At 66.1% G+C, this 17,591-nt stretch carries 9 protein-coding genes, 3 rRNA genes and 1 pseudogene; 6 read left to right on the forward strand and 7 right to left on the reverse strand.

Translation table 11 applies throughout. The features are described from left to right. Nucleotides 1–6 precede the first annotated feature (6 nt). The gene (locus OG413_RS09085; RefSeq protein ID WP_266804137.1) at nucleotides 7–618 is read right to left on the reverse strand and encodes a GNAT family N-acetyltransferase; all 612 of its coding nucleotides are present in this window, start codon (nucleotides 616–618) and stop codon (nucleotides 7–9) included. A gap of 131 nt (nucleotides 619–749) precedes the next feature. Here OG413_RS09085 and OG413_RS09090 point away from each other — a divergent pair, with 131 nt between their 5' ends. From OG413_RS09090 to OG413_RS09105, 4 genes and pseudogenes are all read left to right on the forward strand, one after another. Next, nucleotides 750–1,742 carry an ATP-binding cassette domain-containing protein gene (locus tag OG413_RS09090; protein WP_266804139.1) on the forward strand — a complete coding sequence of 331 codons (993 nt, stop codon included), beginning with the start codon at nucleotides 750–752 and terminating at the stop codon, nucleotides 1,740–1,742. Continuing rightward, a pseudogene (locus OG413_RS09095) lies at nucleotides 1,739–2,643 on the forward strand (ABC transporter permease). The gene OG413_RS09090 and the pseudogene OG413_RS09095 overlap by 4 nt, the downstream one beginning before the upstream one ends. Before the next feature lie 236 nt (nucleotides 2,644–2,879). Continuing rightward, entirely contained in the window at nucleotides 2,880–4,022 is a 1,143-nt protein-coding gene (locus tag OG413_RS09100; RefSeq protein ID WP_266810013.1) for a sensor histidine kinase, read from the forward strand. Next, nucleotides 4,019–4,684 carry a response regulator transcription factor gene (locus OG413_RS09105; protein WP_266804141.1) on the forward strand — a complete coding sequence of 222 codons (666 nt, stop codon included), beginning with the start codon at nucleotides 4,019–4,021 and terminating at the stop codon, nucleotides 4,682–4,684. The genes OG413_RS09100 and OG413_RS09105 overlap by 4 nt, the downstream gene beginning before the upstream one ends. Before the next feature lie 127 nt (nucleotides 4,685–4,811). Here the strand turns inward: OG413_RS09105 and rrf are convergent. The 4 genes from rrf to OG413_RS09125 all read right to left on the reverse strand — a co-directional run bounded on the left by rrf (nucleotide 4,812) and on the right by OG413_RS09125 (nucleotide 11,287). Next, nucleotides 4,812–4,928 (reverse strand): 5S ribosomal RNA (gene rrf, locus OG413_RS09110). A 79-nt stretch (nucleotides 4,929–5,007) separates the two neighbouring features. Beyond that, a 23S ribosomal RNA gene (locus tag OG413_RS09115) occupies nucleotides 5,008–8,133 on the reverse strand. A 305-nt stretch (nucleotides 8,134–8,438) separates the two neighbouring features. Then, a 16S ribosomal RNA gene (locus OG413_RS09120) occupies nucleotides 8,439–9,964 on the reverse strand. Together the 16S, 23S and 5S rRNA genes form the textbook arrangement of a ribosomal RNA operon. A gap of 765 nt (nucleotides 9,965–10,729) precedes the next feature. Beyond that, nucleotides 10,730–11,287 (reverse strand): MarR family winged helix-turn-helix transcriptional regulator, encoded by a 558-nt coding sequence (locus OG413_RS09125; protein WP_266804143.1) that lies wholly within the window; start codon nucleotides 11,285–11,287, stop codon nucleotides 10,730–10,732. A 133-nt stretch (nucleotides 11,288–11,420) separates the two neighbouring features. Here OG413_RS09125 and OG413_RS09130 point away from each other — a divergent pair, with 133 nt between their 5' ends. Beyond that, on the forward strand, nucleotides 11,421–12,719 hold the full coding sequence (locus OG413_RS09130; protein ID WP_266810015.1) for an MFS transporter: 1,299 nt from the start codon (nucleotides 11,421–11,423) through the stop codon (nucleotides 12,717–12,719). On the opposite strand, the gene OG413_RS09135 is transcribed toward OG413_RS09130, so the two are convergent. Next, complete coding sequence (locus OG413_RS09135) at nucleotides 12,713–14,512, reverse strand: ATP-binding SpoIIE family protein phosphatase (protein ID WP_266804145.1); 1,800 nt, start codon at nucleotides 14,510–14,512, stop codon at nucleotides 12,713–12,715. The two genes, OG413_RS09130 and OG413_RS09135, sit on opposite strands and share 7 nt — an antisense overlap. Before the next feature lie 228 nt (nucleotides 14,513–14,740). Continuing rightward, nucleotides 14,741–16,246, reverse strand: a complete 1,506-nt coding sequence (locus OG413_RS09140) for an NAD(P)/FAD-dependent oxidoreductase (RefSeq protein ID WP_266804146.1) — start codon at nucleotides 16,244–16,246, stop codon at nucleotides 14,741–14,743. Between the two features lie 344 nt (nucleotides 16,247–16,590). Here OG413_RS09140 and OG413_RS09145 point away from each other — a divergent pair, with 344 nt between their 5' ends. Then, entirely contained in the window at nucleotides 16,591–17,499 is a 909-nt protein-coding gene (locus OG413_RS09145) for a TetR/AcrR family transcriptional regulator (protein ID WP_266804147.1), read from the forward strand. The last annotated feature ends 92 nt before the right edge of the window (nucleotides 17,500–17,591 follow it).

The raw sequence follows: 17,591 nt of genomic DNA on the forward strand, positions 1-17,591 counted from the left end.
GGGCGTCTACTCGCGCCCGAGCACGTACTCCAGCTCCCATTCAGGCGCTCCCGCATCGCCCGTGCCACCCACGTTTCCCACATCACCCGTTTCACCCGTGTCACCCGTGTCACCCGGCAGGCGAACGGTCTGTCCGGACGGCACGAATCCGAACCGGCGGTAGAAGGCGGCGGCCCGCAGGTTGCTCTCGTGCACATACAGCCGCACCCGCTCGAGCCGCGGCTCGGACAACGACCAGGCCCACTCGACCGCCGCACGGAACAACGCATCGGTCACCCCGGTGCCCCGCACCTCCGGCCGCACGAACACGCCGACCAGATGCCCCTGGTTCACCTCGGCGGGAGCCCCGAACCGCACCTCGTCCGCAGGCAGCTCGACGAGCAGCGTGACCGACCCCACCCACGTACCGTCCGGCGCCTCGGCGATGAACTGCCGGACACGCGTCCCCGTGGCACCGGTGGCAGTCCGCTCCTGCCAGAAATCGTCCGGCTGCGCGACCGCACTCTCGTACGTCTCCAGGAACGCCACGGGAGCCACGGGGTCCTGAAGGGCGGCCAGACGCAGCTCCCTGGCCAGCGGCCACTCCTCGGCCCGCACGGCGCGAATCACATAATCCATGCGCCGATCCTGACCTCCGGCGCGCAGGAGGGGCAAACCGGTTTCGGCGTCGTACCCCGGTACTACGCCCCCGCCGACGTCCCACCCCCGGTCGGACGACCGCCGCCCGGCCGCTCCGTAGCGTCGACGGCATGATCAAGGCGTACGAACTCACCAAATGGTACGGGGACAAGGCCGTCGTCGAGGGCCTCGACTTCACGGTCCACCCCGGCACCATCACCGGCTTCCTCGGCCCCAACGGCGCCGGCAAGTCGACCACGATGCGCATGCTGCTCGGCCTGGACGCCCCGACCCGCGGCCGGTCCACCATCGGCGGGCGGACCTACGCCACCCACGCCGCGCCCCTCACCGAAGTCGGCGCCCTGTTGGAAGCCAGGTCCGTCCACCCCGGCCGGTCCGCCTTCCACCACCTGATGGCGCTGGCGCACACCCACGGCATCCCGCGCAGCCGCGTCGAACACGCCCTCGACCTGGCCGGCCTGACCGAGGTCGCACACCAACGGATCAAGGGCTTCTCCCTCGGCATGGGCCAACGGCTCGGCATCGCCGCCGCACTCCTCGGCGATCCCGGCACCCTCATCCTGGACGAGCCGGTGAACGGACTCGACCCGGAGGGCGTCCTGTGGATCCGCAACCTCCTCAAGTCCCTTGCCGCCCAAGGCCGTACGATCCTGATCTCCTCGCACCTGATGAGCGAGACGGCCCTCACCGCCGACCACCTGATCGTGATCGGCCGGGGCCGGCTCCTCGCCGACACCACGGTCGCCGAACTGGTCCGCACGGCGGGCGGCGCCTCCGTCAAGGTGGTCACCCCGCAGGCCGCCGCCCTGCGCACACTGCTCACCGCCCCCGACGTGGAGATCACCACGCCGGAGAACAACGAGCCCGACGAGCCCGACCCGCCCTACGAGCCCCACCAGCCCCACCAGCCCCACCAACTCGGCCAGTTGGAGGTCCGGGGCGTGGACGCGGCGCACATCGGCCGGATCGCGGCCGCTCACACGAGAGCCCTCCACGAACTCACGCCGCAGACCGCGTCGCTGGAGCAGGCGTTCATGGACCTCACACACGATTCGGTCGAGTACCGAGCCCCAGCCACCCCCCTGACCGGAGCCGCGGCATGACCACCACCGACCCCAGCGCCGCCAATCCCGGCGCCGCCAATCCCAGCGCCACCAATCCCGGCCCCGCCAATCCCGGCGCCGCCGATCTCACCCCGACCGGTCCCACCGCCACCCGTCCCACCGCCACCGTCCGCCTGACGTACCGCGTCACCCCGGCCCGCGTCCTGCGATCCGAGTGGCACAAGCTCTGGTCCCTGCGCTCCACCTGGATCACCGTCGGCTCGGCGGCCGCGCTGATCTTCGGAATCGGCCTGATCATGGGTGCCACCTACACGTCCGGCAGCGGCGACTCCGACGTCGACACGGTCATCCTGACGCTCTACGGCACCCTGCTCGGCCAGCTCTGCATCACGGTCCTGGGCATTCTGGTCACCGCGGGCGAGTACTCCACCGGCATGATCCGCGCCTCGCTCACCGCCGTACCGACCAGACTCCCCGTCCTGTGGGCGAAGGCCACGGTCTTCGCCGTTCCGCCTTCACGATCATGTTCATGACCGCACTGATCACCTTCTCCGCCGCGCAGCTGTTCCTCCACGACACCGACCAGTCGGCCTCCCTCACCGACCCGGGCGTGCTGCGAGCGGTGGCGGGCAACTCGGCGGCCATCACCCTGCTGAGCCTGATCGGCCTCGGCCTCGGCGCGCTGCTCCGTTCCGTGCCCGGAGCGATCGGTGCCTTCATCGGCGGAGTCATGATCGTCCCCGAGATCCTGGGCATGATCCCGTACGAGACGGTCGAGACCGCCATCAGGTACTTCCCGACCCAGGCCGCCGGAGCACTCGGCTCCGCAACCCCCATCCCGGACACCGCTTCCCCCGGCACGGCCCTGCTCGCCCTGTTCCTGTGGGCAGCGGCGTCACTGGGCGCGGCGGCATTCCTCCTGCGCCGCCGGGATGCCTGACGACGAACAAGCGCCGAGACGGGGACGGTTACGGTGAACAAGGCGATGGAGCCGACGGGGATGACCCGGTGACGGACAACAAGGCACACGCCGAACCAGACGTCGACGGTACGGGACACGACGCGACCGCCCAGGACGGCCCGGACGAACCCGACCGGCGGGACGGCCAAGACCGGCAGGACCGGCGGGACCCGGAGTGGTTCACGGGTACGGGTACCACTCCGCTCACCCGGTACATCCAGGGGCGCCTGCACCGCCTGCGCGTCTTCGACCGGCGCCGGCCGAGGGTCTGGGACATCCTGCTGACCTCTTTCTGGGTCCTGGTCACGGGGCTCGACTACACCTCGGGCGGCTGGCGGACCGTGGCCCGTGACGTGGACGCGCCCGAACCGCTGGTCCTGCTGATGACCCTGGGCTTCTCGGTGCCGTTGCTGTGGCGGCGCACGCATCCGGTGGCCGTGCTCGTCCTGATGGCGCCGGTGTCCGTGGTCAACATCTGGACCGGAGCCGTCGTGCAGGCCGCCTTCCTCCAGCTGATCCCCGCGTTCCAGATCGCGCTGCGCCTGCCCCTGAGGACTCTCGCGGGGGCGGGCCTGCTGATGTGCGCCCCCGCCGTGGCCGGGGCGGCACGCATCCCGGAAGTCTGGAACCAACAACTGGTCTCCTACCTCTGGGGCTTCGCCTTCGTCTCCCTCCTGGGCATCGCGGTCCGGACCCGCAAGGACTACACGGAGGCCCTGGTCGAACGGGCCCACCGGCTGGAACACGAACGCGACCAGCAGGCACGACTCACGGCGGCGGCCGAACGCACCCGTATCGCCCGCGAGATGCACGACATCATCGGCCACAACCTCTCCGTCATCACGGGCCTGGCGGACGGCGGCTCCTACGCGGCGGCGAAGACCCCGGAGCGAGCGGTCCAGGCGCTGGAGGCCATCGGCACCACGAGCAGACAGGCCCTGGCCGAACTGCGCCGGCTCCTGGGCATCCTGCGCGAGGAACACCCCGACGCCGACCGCACCCCCCAGCCGACGCTGAACGATCTGCGCCCCCTCGTCACGTCCGTCGGCGCCGCGGGCCTCCCGGTGCGCCTGGACATCCACGGCACGCCCCTGGCCGCCTCCCTCACCCCCGGACGCGAACTGACCGTGTACCGCGTGGTGCAGGAGGCGCTCACCAACACCCTCAAGCACGCGGGCGGCGGCCCTGCCCTGTCCGCGGTGGTCACCCTCACCCACAGCGGCTCGCATCAGGGCCGGGGGATCACGGGTATGCGGGAACGTGCCGCGCTCTACGACGGCACAATCGAGGCGGGTCCTCTGCCGGACGGCGGCTGGCAGGTACGACTTCGCCTTCCCCTGGAGGAAACTCCCCCGTGACGACCGTACTCATCGCGGACGACCAGCCGATGCAACGCTTCGGCTTCCGCATGCTGCTGGAGAGCCAGGACGACATGACAGTCGTCGGCGAGGCGTCCAACGGCACCGAAGCACTCCACCTGATCGGCCAACAGCAGCCCGACGTCGCCCTGATGGACATCCGTATGCCGGGCCTCGACGGCATCGAGGCCACCCGCCGCATCATCAGATCGGGCGCCCGCACCCGCGTCCTCATCGTGACGACCTTCGACCAGGACGAGTACGCGTACGACGGCCTCCGCGCCGGAGCCAGCGGGTTCCTGGTCAAGGACGCCCTGCCGGAGGAGCTCCTCTCCGGCATCCGTGCCGTGGCGGGCGGCGACGCGGTCGTCGCCCCGAGCCTGACCCGCCGGCTCCTGGACGCGTACGTGCGACATCTCCCGGCCGTACCGGGCGACCCCATATCGGCGGACCCCCGCATCGCCGCCCTCACGGAGCGGGAAAGGGAAATCCTCACGGTGATTGGTCAGGGCTGGTCCAACACGGAAATCGCCGCCCGCCTCCACCTCGCCGAATCGACAGTGAAGACGCACGTCACCCGCATCCTCGCCAAAACCGGAGCTCGGGACCGCGTCCAGGCCGTCATCCTGGCGTACGACACCCGCCTGGTCACCCCGACGTAAACGCCACTCTCCGCTTCCCTTGATTCCTCCCCTGCCTCCACTTCCTCGAAGGCAGGGGTAAGGGAAAACGGGTGGTGAACGCAGAAAAGCCCCGTACCTTGCGGTACGGGGCTTTCCCGGAAAAATTGTTCGGCGGCGTCCTACTCTCCCACAGGGTCCCCCCTGCAGTACCATCGGCGCTGAAAGGCTTAGCTTCCGGGTTCGGAATGTAACCGGGCGTTTCCCTAACGCAATGACCACCGAAACACTATGAAATTAACCAACACCGGAACACAACACGGCCGTTCGTTATTTCAGAACTAACACAGTGGACGCGAGCAACTGAGGACAAGCCCTCGGCCTATTAGTACCAGTCAGCTCCACCCGTTACCGGGCTTCCACATCTGGCCTATCAACCCAGTCGTCTACTGGGAGCCTTAACCCCTCAAGAGGGTGGGAATACTCATCTCGAAGCAGGCTTCCCGCTTAGATGCTTTCAGCGGTTATCCTTTCCGAACGTAGCCAACCAGCCATGCCCTTGGCAGGACAACTGGCACACCAGAGGTTCGTCCGTCCCGGTCCTCTCGTACTAGGGACAGCCCTTCTCAATATTCCTACGCGCACAGCGGATAGGGACCGAACTGTCTCACGACGTTCTAAACCCAGCTCGCGTACCGCTTTAATGGGCGAACAGCCCAACCCTTGGGACCGACTCCAGCCCCAGGATGCGACGAGCCGACATCGAGGTGCCAAACCATCCCGTCGATATGGACTCTTGGGGAAGATCAGCCTGTTATCCCCGGGGTACCTTTTATCCGTTGAGCGACAGCGCTTCCACAAGCCACTGCCGGATCACTAGTCCCGACTTTCGTCCCTGCTCGACCCGTCGGTCTCACAGTCAAGCTCCCTTGTGCACTTACACTCAACACCTGATTGCCAACCAGGCTGAGGGAACCTTTGGGCGCCTCCGTTACTCTTTAGGAGGCAACCGCCCCAGTTAAACTACCCATCAGACACTGTCCCTGATCCGGATCACGGACCCAGGTTAGACATCCAGCACGACCAGAGTGGTATTTCAACGACGACTCCACAACCACTGGCGTGGCCGCTTCAAAGTCTCCCACCTATCCTACACAAGCCGAACCGAACACCAATATCAAACTATAGTAAAGGTCCCGGGGTCTTTCCGTCCTGCTGCGCGAAACGAGCATCTTTACTCGTAGTGCAATTTCACCGGGCCTATGGTTGAGACAGTCGAGAAGTCGTTACGCCATTCGTGCAGGTCGGAACTTACCCGACAAGGAATTTCGCTACCTTAGGATGGTTATAGTTACCACCGCCGTTTACTGGCGCTTAAGTTCTCAGCTTCGCACACCCGAAAGTGCACTAACCGGTCCCCTTAACGTTCCAGCACCGGGCAGGCGTCAGTCCGTATACATCGCCTTACGGCTTCGCACGGACCTGTGTTTTTAGTAAACAGTCGCTTCTCGCTGGTCTCTGCGGCCACCCCCAGCTCAGGAAGCAAGTTCCCTCACCGGTGATGGCCCCCCTTCTCCCGAAGTTACGGGGGCATTTTGCCGAGTTCCTTAACCATAGTTCACCCGAACGCCTCGGTATTCTCTACCTGACTACCTGAGTCGGTTTAGGGTACGGGCCGCCATGAAACTCGCTAGAGGCTTTTCTCGACAGCATAGGATCATCCACTTCACCACAATCGGCTCGGCATCAGGTCTCACCCTTATATGTGTGACGGATTTACCTACCACACGGGCTACACCCTTACCCCGGGACTACCACCGCCCGGGCTGGACTACCTTCCTGCGTCACCCCATCGCTTACCTACTACAAGTCTGGTTCATCGGCTCCACCACTACCCTCAACTCCGAAGAGATCGGGCCGGCTTCACGGACTTAGCATCGCCTGATTCAGTACTGGGCGTTTCAAAGCGGGTACCGGAATATCAACCGGTTGTCCATCGACTACGCCTGTCGGCCTCGCCTTAGGTCCCGACTTACCCTGGGCAGATCAGCTTGACCCAGGAACCCTTAGTCAATCGGCGCACACGTTTCTCACGTGTGTATCGCTACTCATGCCTGCATTCTCACTCGTGAACCGTCCACAACTCGCTTCCGCGGCTGCTTCACCCGGCACACGACGCTCCCCTACCCATCCGTACTCCCGTTGGGGATATATGTACGAATGACACGACTTCGGCGGTACGCTTGAGCCCCGCTACATTGTCGGCGCGGAATCACTTGACCAGTGAGCTATTACGCACTCTTTCAAGGGTGGCTGCTTCTAAGCCAACCTCCTGGTTGTCTCTGCGACTCCACATCCTTTCCCACTTAGCGTACGCTTAGGGGCCTTAGTCGATGCTCTGGGCTGTTTCCCTCTCGACCATGGAGCTTATCCCCCACAGTCTCACTGCCGTGCTCTCACTTACCGGCATTCGGAGTTTGGCTAAGGTCAGTAACCCGGTAGGGCCCATCGCCTATCCAGTGCTCTACCTCCGGCAAGAAACACACGACGCTGCACCTAAATGCATTTCGGGGAGAACCAGCTATCACGGAGTTTGATTGGCCTTTCACCCCTAACCACAGGTCATCCCCCAGGTTTTCAACCCTGGTGGGTTCGGTCCTCCACGAAGTCTTACCTCCGCTTCAACCTGCCCATGGCTAGATCACTCCGCTTCGGGTCTTGAGCGCGCTACTAAACCGCCCTATTCGGACTCGCTTTCGCTACGGCTTCCCCACACGGGTTAACCTCGCAACACACCGCAAACTCGCAGGCTCATTCTTCAAAAGGCACGCAGTCACGACTGCATGTGCAAGCACACACAGCGACGCTCCCACGGCTTGTAGGCACACGGTTTCAGGTACTATTTCACTCCGCTCCCGCGGTACTTTTCACCATTCCCTCACGGTACTATCCGCTATCGGTCACCAGGGAATATTTAGGCTTAGCGGGTGGTCCCGCCAGATTCACACGGGATTTCTCGGGCCCCGTGCTACTTGGGTGTCTCTTAAACGAGCCGTTAATGTTTCAGCTACGGGGGTCTTACCCTCTACGCCGGACCTTTCGCATGTCCTTCGCCTACATCAACGGTTTCTGACTCGTCTCACAGCCGGCAGACCATGAAAAAGAGATCCCACAACCCCGAATGCGCAACCCCTGCCGGGTATCACACGCATACGGTTTGGCCTCATCCAGTTTCGCTCGCCACTACTCCCGGAATCACGGTTGTTTTCTCTTCCTGAGGGTACTGAGATGTTTCACTTCCCCTCGTTCCCTCCACACTGCCTATGTGTTCAGCAGCGGGTGACAGCCCATGACGGCTGCCGGGTTTCCCCATTCGGAAACCCCCGGATCAAAGCTTGGTTGACAGCTCCCCGGGGACTATCGTGGCCTCCCACGTCCTTCATCGGTTCCTGGTGCCAAGGCATCCACCGTGCGCCCTTAAAAACTTGGCCACAGATGCTCGCGTCCACTGTGCAGTTCTCAAACAACGACCAGCCACCCATCACCCCGTCATATACGACGAGTTCACTGGGGCCGACAACCGAAGGACAGACTCAAACGAGTCCGTACCCTCAGATACCCAACAGCGTGCCCGACCCGACCGACCATTCCCCACGTTCCACGCCGAAGCAGTACTAGTGAAAAACAACCTGTCGTGCCGAGTAGTCAACGTTCCACCCATGAGCAACCAGCACCGAACATTCGCCGGTGTACTGGCCTCTGACCAAACCGAAGCCTGGTAAGAAGTGCTCCTTAGAAAGGAGGTGATCCAGCCGCACCTTCCGGTACGGCTACCTTGTTACGACTTCGTCCCAATCGCCAGTCCCACCTTCGACAGCTCCCTCCCACAAGGGGTTGGGCCACCGGCTTCGGGTGTTACCGACTTTCGTGACGTGACGGGCGGTGTGTACAAGGCCCGGGAACGTATTCACCGCAGCAATGCTGATCTGCGATTACTAGCAACTCCGACTTCATGGGGTCGAGTTGCAGACCCCAATCCGAACTGAGACCGGCTTTTTGAGATTCGCTCCGCCTCGCGGCATCGCAGCTCATTGTACCGGCCATTGTAGCACGTGTGCAGCCCAAGACATAAGGGGCATGATGACTTGACGTCGTCCCCACCTTCCTCCGAGTTGACCCCGGCAGTCTCCTGTGAGTCCCCATCACCCCGAAGGGCATGCTGGCAACACAGAACAAGGGTTGCGCTCGTTGCGGGACTTAACCCAACATCTCACGACACGAGCTGACGACAGCCATGCACCACCTGTATACCGACCACAAGGGGGGCACCATCTCTGATGCTTTCCGGTATATGTCAAGCCTTGGTAAGGTTCTTCGCGTTGCGTCGAATTAAGCCACATGCTCCGCTGCTTGTGCGGGCCCCCGTCAATTCCTTTGAGTTTTAGCCTTGCGGCCGTACTCCCCAGGCGGGGAACTTAATGCGTTAGCTGCGGCACCGACGACGTGGAATGTCGCCAACACCTAGTTCCCAACGTTTACGGCGTGGACTACCAGGGTATCTAATCCTGTTCGCTCCCCACGCTTTCGCTCCTCAGCGTCAGTAATGGCCCAGAGATCCGCCTTCGCCACCGGTGTTCCTCCTGATATCTGCGCATTTCACCGCTACACCAGGAATTCCGATCTCCCCTACCACACTCTAGCTAGCCCGTATCGAATGCAGACCCGGGGTTAAGCCCCGGGCTTTCACATCCGACGTGACAAGCCGCCTACGAGCTCTTTACGCCCAATAATTCCGGACAACGCTTGCGCCCTACGTATTACCGCGGCTGCTGGCACGTAGTTAGCCGGCGCTTCTTCTGCAGGTACCGTCACTCTCGCTTCTTCCCTGCTGAAAGAGGTTTACAACCCGAAGGCCGTCATCCCTCACGCGGCGTCGCTGCATCAGGCTTTCGCCCATTGTGCAATATTCCCCACTGCTGCCTCCCGTAGGAGTCTGGGCCGTGTCTCAGTCCCAGTGTGGCCGGTCGCCCTCTCAGGCCGGCTACCCGTCGTCGCCTTGGTAGGCCATTACCCCACCAACAAGCTGATAGGCCGCGGGCTCATCCTTCACCGCCGGAGCTTTTAACCCCCACCCATGCAGGCAGAAGTATTATCCGGTATTAGACCCCGTTTCCAGGGCTTGTCCCAGAGTGAAGGGCAGATTGCCCACGTGTTACTCACCCGTTCGCCACTAATCCACCCCGAAAGGCTTCATCGTTCGACTTGCATGTGTTAAGCACGCCGCCAGCGTTCGTCCTGAGCCAGGATCAAACTCTCCGTGAATGTTTTCCCGTAATCGGGACACACATCACGAGAGCGGAACGACCGGTCGGAATAAGACCAGTCGTTCACAGCGTCCTCGCTGTGTAATTGCCCACCGGAACCGTAAGGCCCGGTAGGACTTTCAAAGGAACCACCAACCTGCCGAAGCAGGCCGGGGTATCAACATATCTGGCGTTGACTTTTGGCACGCTGTTGAGTTCTCAAGGAACGGACGCTTCCTTCGGTCCCGTTTCACCGGGGCCCTCCGGGCGCTTCCCTTCGTGTTCTTGCGTTTCCGACTCTATCAGACTCTTTCGTGTCCGATTCCCGGCCGAAGCGGGTCAAGCAGTTTTCGCTTTCCAGTTCTTCGCTTTCGCGTTTCCCTTTCCGGCGAGTCCGACTCTATCAGATCCTTTCGGGCCTGATTCCCAGTCAGTGGGGCTTGTCTTCCCGGCTGTTGGGCCGTTCCGACGCTCAAACTCTAGCGGATTCTCCCGGCGGCTCATAATCGAGCCTCGAAATAAATTCCGGCATGCCGAAATCATCCCTGGTGGGAGATCGTGCTGAGTTTTGGTTGCCGCGTTCGCGGCGGGATCGGCTGTCACAGAACCGTTCCGGCCCCGTGACAACTCGAAGAACCTTACGGATCGGGCGGGACTGTGTCAACCCCGCTGTGGGGCCGCCCGGAGCCCCTCTTCAGGGCCTCGACGGAGACCCCTCGGAGCCCCCAGCCGATGGTGACCCCGCCACCAGTGGTGCCTAGTCGGTGGCGCCCCGCAGAAGGGGTCAGTCCAGGTCGGTGAGCCTGCCGCCCGCGTCCGGCTGGGCGTGCTCCACGCGGCGCAGCAGCCTGATCAGCATCTCGCCGAGGACTCCGCGCTCGTCGCCGGAGAGGTCCTGGAGGAGGTCCTCCTCGAAGTCGCTGGCCATGCGCATCGCCTCAAGCCACTTCGTACGACCCTCGTCGGTCAGCTCGACGATGACGCGGACGCGGTTGTTCTCGTCCCTGTCCCGCGTGACCAGGCCCTCGCCGGCCATGCGGTCGATCCGGTGGGTCATGGCCGCGGGCGTGAGGCCGAGGCGCTTCGCGAGTTCGCCGGGGCCCAGCCGGTAGGGGGTGCCGGCCAGGACGAGGGTTTTGAGGACCTCCCACTCGGCGTTGCTGATGCCGAGGGCGGCGACCTGTCTCCCGTACGCGACGTTCATGCGCCGGTTGAGTCGGCCGAGGGCCGAGACGACCTGTTCGACCTGGGGGTCCAGGTCGCGGAATTCGCGCTGGTAGGCGGCGATCTGCTCGTCGAGGCTCGGCTCGTGGAGGCCGGGCTGCTCGGTGGTGTCAGACATGGCGCGCAGTATGGCACGCCCTTCGTCACCATCGAAGTCCTTCAATCTGTATTGTTAAGGTTCTAACTTTAGTGCTAAAGTCTTCGAGTCTGATTCCTTCAAGATCTTGAGGTAGGTGAGTGTGACCAGGGAGATGGGCGCAGCGCTGCGGCGAATCCAGGTGGGGAGCGCGCTGAGCGCGTTCGGCCTCGGGTTCACCGTCCCGTATCTGTACGTCTATGTGGCGCAGGTGCGGGATCTGGGTGCCGGTACGGCGGGGGTCGTACTGGCGGTCTTCGCCATGGCAGCGCTGGCCGTACTGCCGTTCACCGGGCGGGTCATAGACCGGCGCGGGCCGCTGCCCGTACTGGTCGTCGCCTCCGGTGTGGCCTCCGTGGGGGCCGCGGCGCTGGGCTTTTCGAGCAGTGTGACGACCGCTGTCCTGTCGGCCGCGGTCCTCGGTGCGGGTACGGCGGTCATGCAGCCGGCCCTCGCCACCATGCTGGTGTGGTGCTCCAGCACCGCCACCCGTACGCGGGCCTTCGCCACGCAGTTCTTCCTGCAGAACCTGGGTCTCGGCCTCGGCGGACTCGTCGGCGGCCAGATCGTCGACACGAGCAGGCCGGCGAGTTTCACGCTGCTGTTCCTGATCGAGGCTGTGATGTTCATCGTGCTCGGTGTCGTCGCGGGAAGCGTGCGGATGCCCGGTACCGCTTCCCTCTCCGGCGCCAGGCCGACCGACGGGGCCGCGGCGAAGGGCGGGCTGCGGGCGCTGCTCTCGCACCGGGCCATGGTGCAGCTGTGCGTGATGGGCTTCGTGCTGTTCTTCGCCTGCTACGGACAGTTCGAGTCCGGGCTGGCGGCGTACGGGACCGAGGCCGCCGGGATCGAGCCGTCGACGCTGGGCATCGCGCTGGCCGCCAACACCGCCGTCATCGTCGTGGCGCAGTTCGTCGTCCTGCGGCTCGTCGAGCGGCGGCGGCGCAGCCGGGTGATCGCGTGGGTCGGCCTCATCTGGGCGTTCGCCTGGATCGTGGCGGGATACGCGGGGCTCGGACACGGGAGCCAGACCATGGCGACGGCTGCGTTCATCTCGACGTACGCCCTGTTCGGGCTGGGCGAGGCGATGCTGTCGCCGACCGTGGCTCCGCTGGTCGCCGATCTGGCGCCCGAGTCGATGGTCGGTCAGTACAACTCCGCGTTCGCCCTGTGCAAGCAGCTCGCGCTGGCGGTGGGTCCGGCCGTGGGCGGCCCGATGGGGGCGGCGCTGCACGGTCCGTACATCGTGACGTTCGTGCTGTTCTCACTGGGCATCACCGTGCTGGCGCTGCGGCTGGGCCGTCGGCTCACCCCCCTGCAGGATCAGCCGTCGCTCGCGGCCGTGCCGTCGCGGGTGGTCGCCGTTTCCGTACCGGAGACCGAGCCCGCGGCGGCACGCGCCGCCGCTCACTGAGGCAGCGCGAACTCGCACCAGACCGCCTTGCCGCCGCCCGGTGTGCGCCGACTGCCCCATGACGAGGCGATCGTCGCGACGATCGAGATGCCGCGTCCCGCCTCGTCCGCCGGTTCGGCGCGGCGGCGGCGCGGCAGGTGGTCGTCGCCGTCCGTCACCTCGATGATCAGGCGGCGGTCCGTGCGGCGCAGGCCCAGGCGCATCGGTGGGGTGCCGTGCTGGAGCGAGTTCGCCACGAGTTCGCTCGCGGCGAGGACCCCCAGATCGCACAGTTCGACCGGGAAGCGCCAGGACGTCAGGACACCGGTGGCGAAGGCGCGAGCGCGCGGCGCCGCTTCTATGCCGCCGAGCAGATCGAGCGACGCGTTGTGGAACAGCTCCGCGTTCGTCCCCGTGCGGGCGGGGTGCTGGACCACCAGGACCGCCACGTCGTCGTCGTGTTCGGCGGTCACCCCGAGGGAACGGATCAGCCGGTCGCAGACCACCTGCGGCGAGCCCTTGGCGCCGGACAGCGCACGTGCCAGGGAGGCCACTCCCTCGTCGATGTCCTCGCTGCGCCGCTCGACCAGGCCGTCCGTGTAGAGGACGGCCGTGGAGCCGGGCGGCAGCGGGATCGTGCCCGAGGTGTGCACCCAGCCACCGGTGCCCAGCGGCGGTCCGGTGGGTTCCGCGGCCCGGTGGACCGTGCCTTCCTCGTCGCACACGAGGATCGGGAGGTGGCCTGCGGAGGCGTAGACGAGCAGGCCCTCGTTCGGGTCGTGGACCGCGTAGACACAGGTCGCGATCTGGCTGGCGTCGATCTCGGCGGCGAGTCCGTCGAGGAGCTGGAGCACCTCGTGGGGCGGCAGGTCCAGACGCGCGTACGCCCGCACGGCGGTGCGCAGCTGTCCCATGACGGCGGCGGCGCGGACCCCTCGGCCCATCACGTCCCCGATCACCAGAGCGGTGCGTCCCGCGCCCAGGGTGATGACGTCGTACCAGTCGCCGCCGACGGCCGCGTCCGTGCCGCCGGGCTGATAGGTGGCGGCGATCCGCAGGTCATCGGGCTGTTCCAGCTCCTGAGGGAGCAGGGAGCGCTGGAGGGTGACGGCCGTTTCGCGGTGCCGGCGCTCGCTGGTGCGGAGCCGTTCGGCGGCTTCGGCGTGGTCGGTGACATCGGCGGCGTACACGAGGACGCCTCCCACGCCCTTGCCCGCGCCCTTCTTGTCCTTCTCCTTGTCTTTCTGCTTGTCCCTGGGTTTCGCCCTCGTCCTCCCCTTTGGTGTGCCTTCTTCATCGCTCGCGGCGTCCCACGCGGCCACAGGGGTGCAGGTCACGGTGTACGAGCCGCCGTCGGCGGTCTTGCGGGACTTGACCGTGCGGGGCGTGCCGCTGCGGAACACCTGGTCCATCAGCGGGAGGACGCTGAGCTCGGCGAGCTCCGGCATGGCCTCGGCGGCGGGGACGCCGGAGGGGCGGGGGCCGAAGACCGCCTCGTAGGCGTCGTTGACGTACGCGATGCGGTGGTCGGGGCCGTGGAGCAGGGCGACGGGCGCGGGAAGCCTGCCGAGGATCTCGCGGGCCGAGAGGTCGTCGAGGGCGGGGGCGGCCGGCGGTGCCGGTTCCGGTTCCGGTACAGGCGTGGCCTCGGCGGGTGAAGGGGAGGGCGAGGCGGGCTCGCCCTCCGGTGGGACGGGCGGGCTCTCCGGCTGGGCGTACTCGGCTCGCGCCGCGGGTACGGAACTGCGGTCGTCCCGCGCGGCGGCGCGACGCTGCGTTCCGGGAAGGCGGGCGCTCCAACGCGTGAAGTTCACGGAATTTCTGGCCTCGTGTGTCGGTCTGGTCCGCTCGGGCGGGCTGCTTCTTCTGCCTGGGTCGGGGCGCCGGGGCCGGACCCCGGGAAGGCGCAGCCGGGCCTCATCATGCTGCTGGTGCGTCGCGGCTGGTCACTGTTGGTCACTGTCGGCCGGGTCACTCTGTGCAGGCGTGGGCCCACCTATGGTCACACGTCCAGTGTGACCGACCGTACTGACAGTCGCCGTTCAGCCGGATGTCTTCGGCGGTCCGTCGCCCTGGGAAGGGTCGCTTCCGGGGGGCGGGGTGCTGCCGGGGCCCTGCCGGTTCCCGGGGGCCCGGCTGCTTCCGGTTGCATGGCGGTTTCCGGGTACATGGCGGTTTCCGGTGCCGCCCGCCGCGAGGGCGAACTCGGCGCGTGGGTGTTCCAGGGAGCCGAGGGAGACGATCTCCCTCTTGAAGAGTCCCGCCAGGGTCCATTCAGCAAGGACACGTGCCTTCCGGTTGAACGTGGGGACTCGGCTGAGGTGGTACGTACGGTGCACCAGCCAGGCCGGGTAGCCCTTCAGCTTGCGACCGTAGACATGGGCGACGCCCTTGTGCAGGCCGAGCGAGGCGACCGATCCCGCGTACGAGTGCCGGTACTCCGTGAGCGGCCGGCCGTCGATGGCCGCGAGGACGTTCTCGGCGAGGGTCTTCGCCTGGCGGACCGCGTGCTGGGCGTTGGGCGCGGTCTCCGTACCCGGTTCGGCGGCGGTCAGGTCGGGTACGGCGGCGGCGTCGCCCGCGGCCCAGGCGTGTTCGTTGCCCTCGACGCCGAGCGTGGCGGTGCACCGGAGCCGGCCGCGCTCCGTGAGCGGCAGGTCGGTGGCGGCCAGGAGCGGTGCCGGTTTGACGCCCGCGGTCCACACGAGCGTGCGGGTCGGGAAGCGGGAGCCGTCGCTGAGGACGGCGACGCGGTCCTCGCAGGTGTCCAGGCGGGTTTCGAGGCGTACGTCGATGTTGCGGCCGCGCAGCTCACGGATGGCGTACGTGCCCATCGCCTCGCCGACCTCGGGGAGGATGCGCCCGGACGCCTCGACCAGGATCCATTTGAGGTCCGTGGCCTTGATGTTGTGGTAGTACCGCGAGGTGTAGCGGGCCATGTCCTCCAGCTCGGCGAGCGCCTCGACGCCTGCGTAGCCGCCGCCGACGAAGACGAAGGTCAGGGCGGCGTCGCGGATGGCGGGGTCGCGCGTGGCGGAGGCGATGTCCATCTGCTCGATGACGTGGTTGCGCAGGCCGATGGCTTCCTCGACGGTCTTGAAGCCGATGCCGAACTCCGCGAGCCCGGGGACCGGGAGGGTGCGCGATACGGAGCCGGGGGCGATGACGATCTCGTCGTAACAGATCTCCAGGGCCCCGGTGCCGTCCTCGCCGGTGGCGAGGGTGGTGACGGTCGCGGTCCGTTTGGCGTGGTCGATGCTCTGCGCCTCGCCGATGACGATCTCGCACTGGCCGAGGACACGGCGGAGCGGCACGACCACATGGCGCGGTGAGATCGAGCCCGCGGCCGCTTCGGGAAGAAACGGCTGGTAGGTCATGTACGGCTCGGGCGTGACGACCACGATCTCGGCGTCACCGCTCTTGAGTCTCCGCTTCAGCTTCCGCTGGAGACGCAGCGCTGTGTACATCCCGACGTAGCCACCGCCGACGACGAGAATGCGCACACTTGGCCGGGTGCCGGGGGTCGTCCCCCGGGAATCTGGAGCCATCACCACCCCATGACGCAACGGAGTCCGGGGTTTGTCCACAGCCCCGGCAAATTGTGTGACCGGAGGATCCTGACGGTCCGTCGGGGACCGCGCACCGCGGGACGGTGCAGTTGCGCAGGTCAGACCTTGCGGGAGGCGCGGTGGGATGGGGTGGAATCGGGAACCAACCGGCCCTTGCTCCGATCGGGGGGCGCTCCGTGCGGAACTACCCCCTTCTGAATTGACCCGGGCTCAACTATGTTCGTAACCCGTCGGGGTGTCGGGTTCGGACTAGGTTGTGATCCGCTCCCCGACCGACACAGCGGGGAAGTCTCCGGGGGGAGACGTCATAACCGGGGGAAGTCATGCACATTCAGGATTCGCATTGGCAGGCTGCTGTCTCGTCCTCGTCCGAGGGCAACGGACGGCTGAGTTCGGTAGGAGCGGTCGGAACCATAGGTTCGGCGGCACCGCTCGGGTCGGTGGGACCGGTGGGACCGGTGGGACCGGTGGGTCCCGTCGGTTCAGTCGGATCGGCCGCGACCGTTCCGTCGGCCGGAGGGAACGGGGGCACGCCGCGCTCGGCGCCGCTCCGCGTGGACGCACAGCGCAATCTGGAACATGTCCTGCGGGCCGCACGTGAAGTGTTCGGCGAGCTGGGGTACGGCGCTCCGATGGAAGACGTGGCACGCCGCGCCAGGGTCGGGGTAGGCACCGTCTACCGGCGGTTCCCGAGCAAGGACGTGCTGGTACGGCGGATAGCCGAGGAGGAGACCGCCCGGCTGACCGAGCAGGCGCGGACGGCTCTGGGGCAGGAGGACGAGCCCTGGTCCGCGCTCTCCCGCTTCCTGCGGACATCCGTGGCGTCGGGTGCGGGACGGCTGCTGCCGCCGCAGGTGCTGCGGGTCGGGGCCGCCGCGGACGAGCCGGGCTCGGCGGTGGGTCCGGTCTCCGGTGACATCGTCGACGAGACGCGTGTTCCGCAGCAGCGGCAGAGCCTGGGACAGCCCGATCTCCGGGTGGTCCCGCAGCGCCCCGCGGTCGTCGACGGTCTGGACGACGACTCGGGAGCGGCCGAACTGTTGGAGATCGTGGGCCGACTGGTCGACCGGGCGCGGGAGTCGGGTGAGCTGCGCGGTGATGTGACGGTGGCCGACGTACTCCTGGTCATCGCCACGGCCGCGCCTTCGCTGCCCGACGCGGCTCAGCAGGCGGCCGCTTCGACACGGCTGCTGGACATTCTGCTGGAGGGGCTGCGGTCGCGCCCCGCGTGACGGCGGCTGAGTGACGGGTACCGCGCGGAGGCGCCTGCGCGATTGGCGTCCGCGTGAGGGTTCCTGCGCGGTCGGGGTCTGTTCGGCCCGGT

Origin of the sequence: Streptomyces sp. NBC_01433, assembly GCF_026340105.1 — a bacterium.
Taxonomy (GTDB): Bacteria; Actinomycetota; Actinomycetes; order Streptomycetales; family Streptomycetaceae; genus Streptomyces.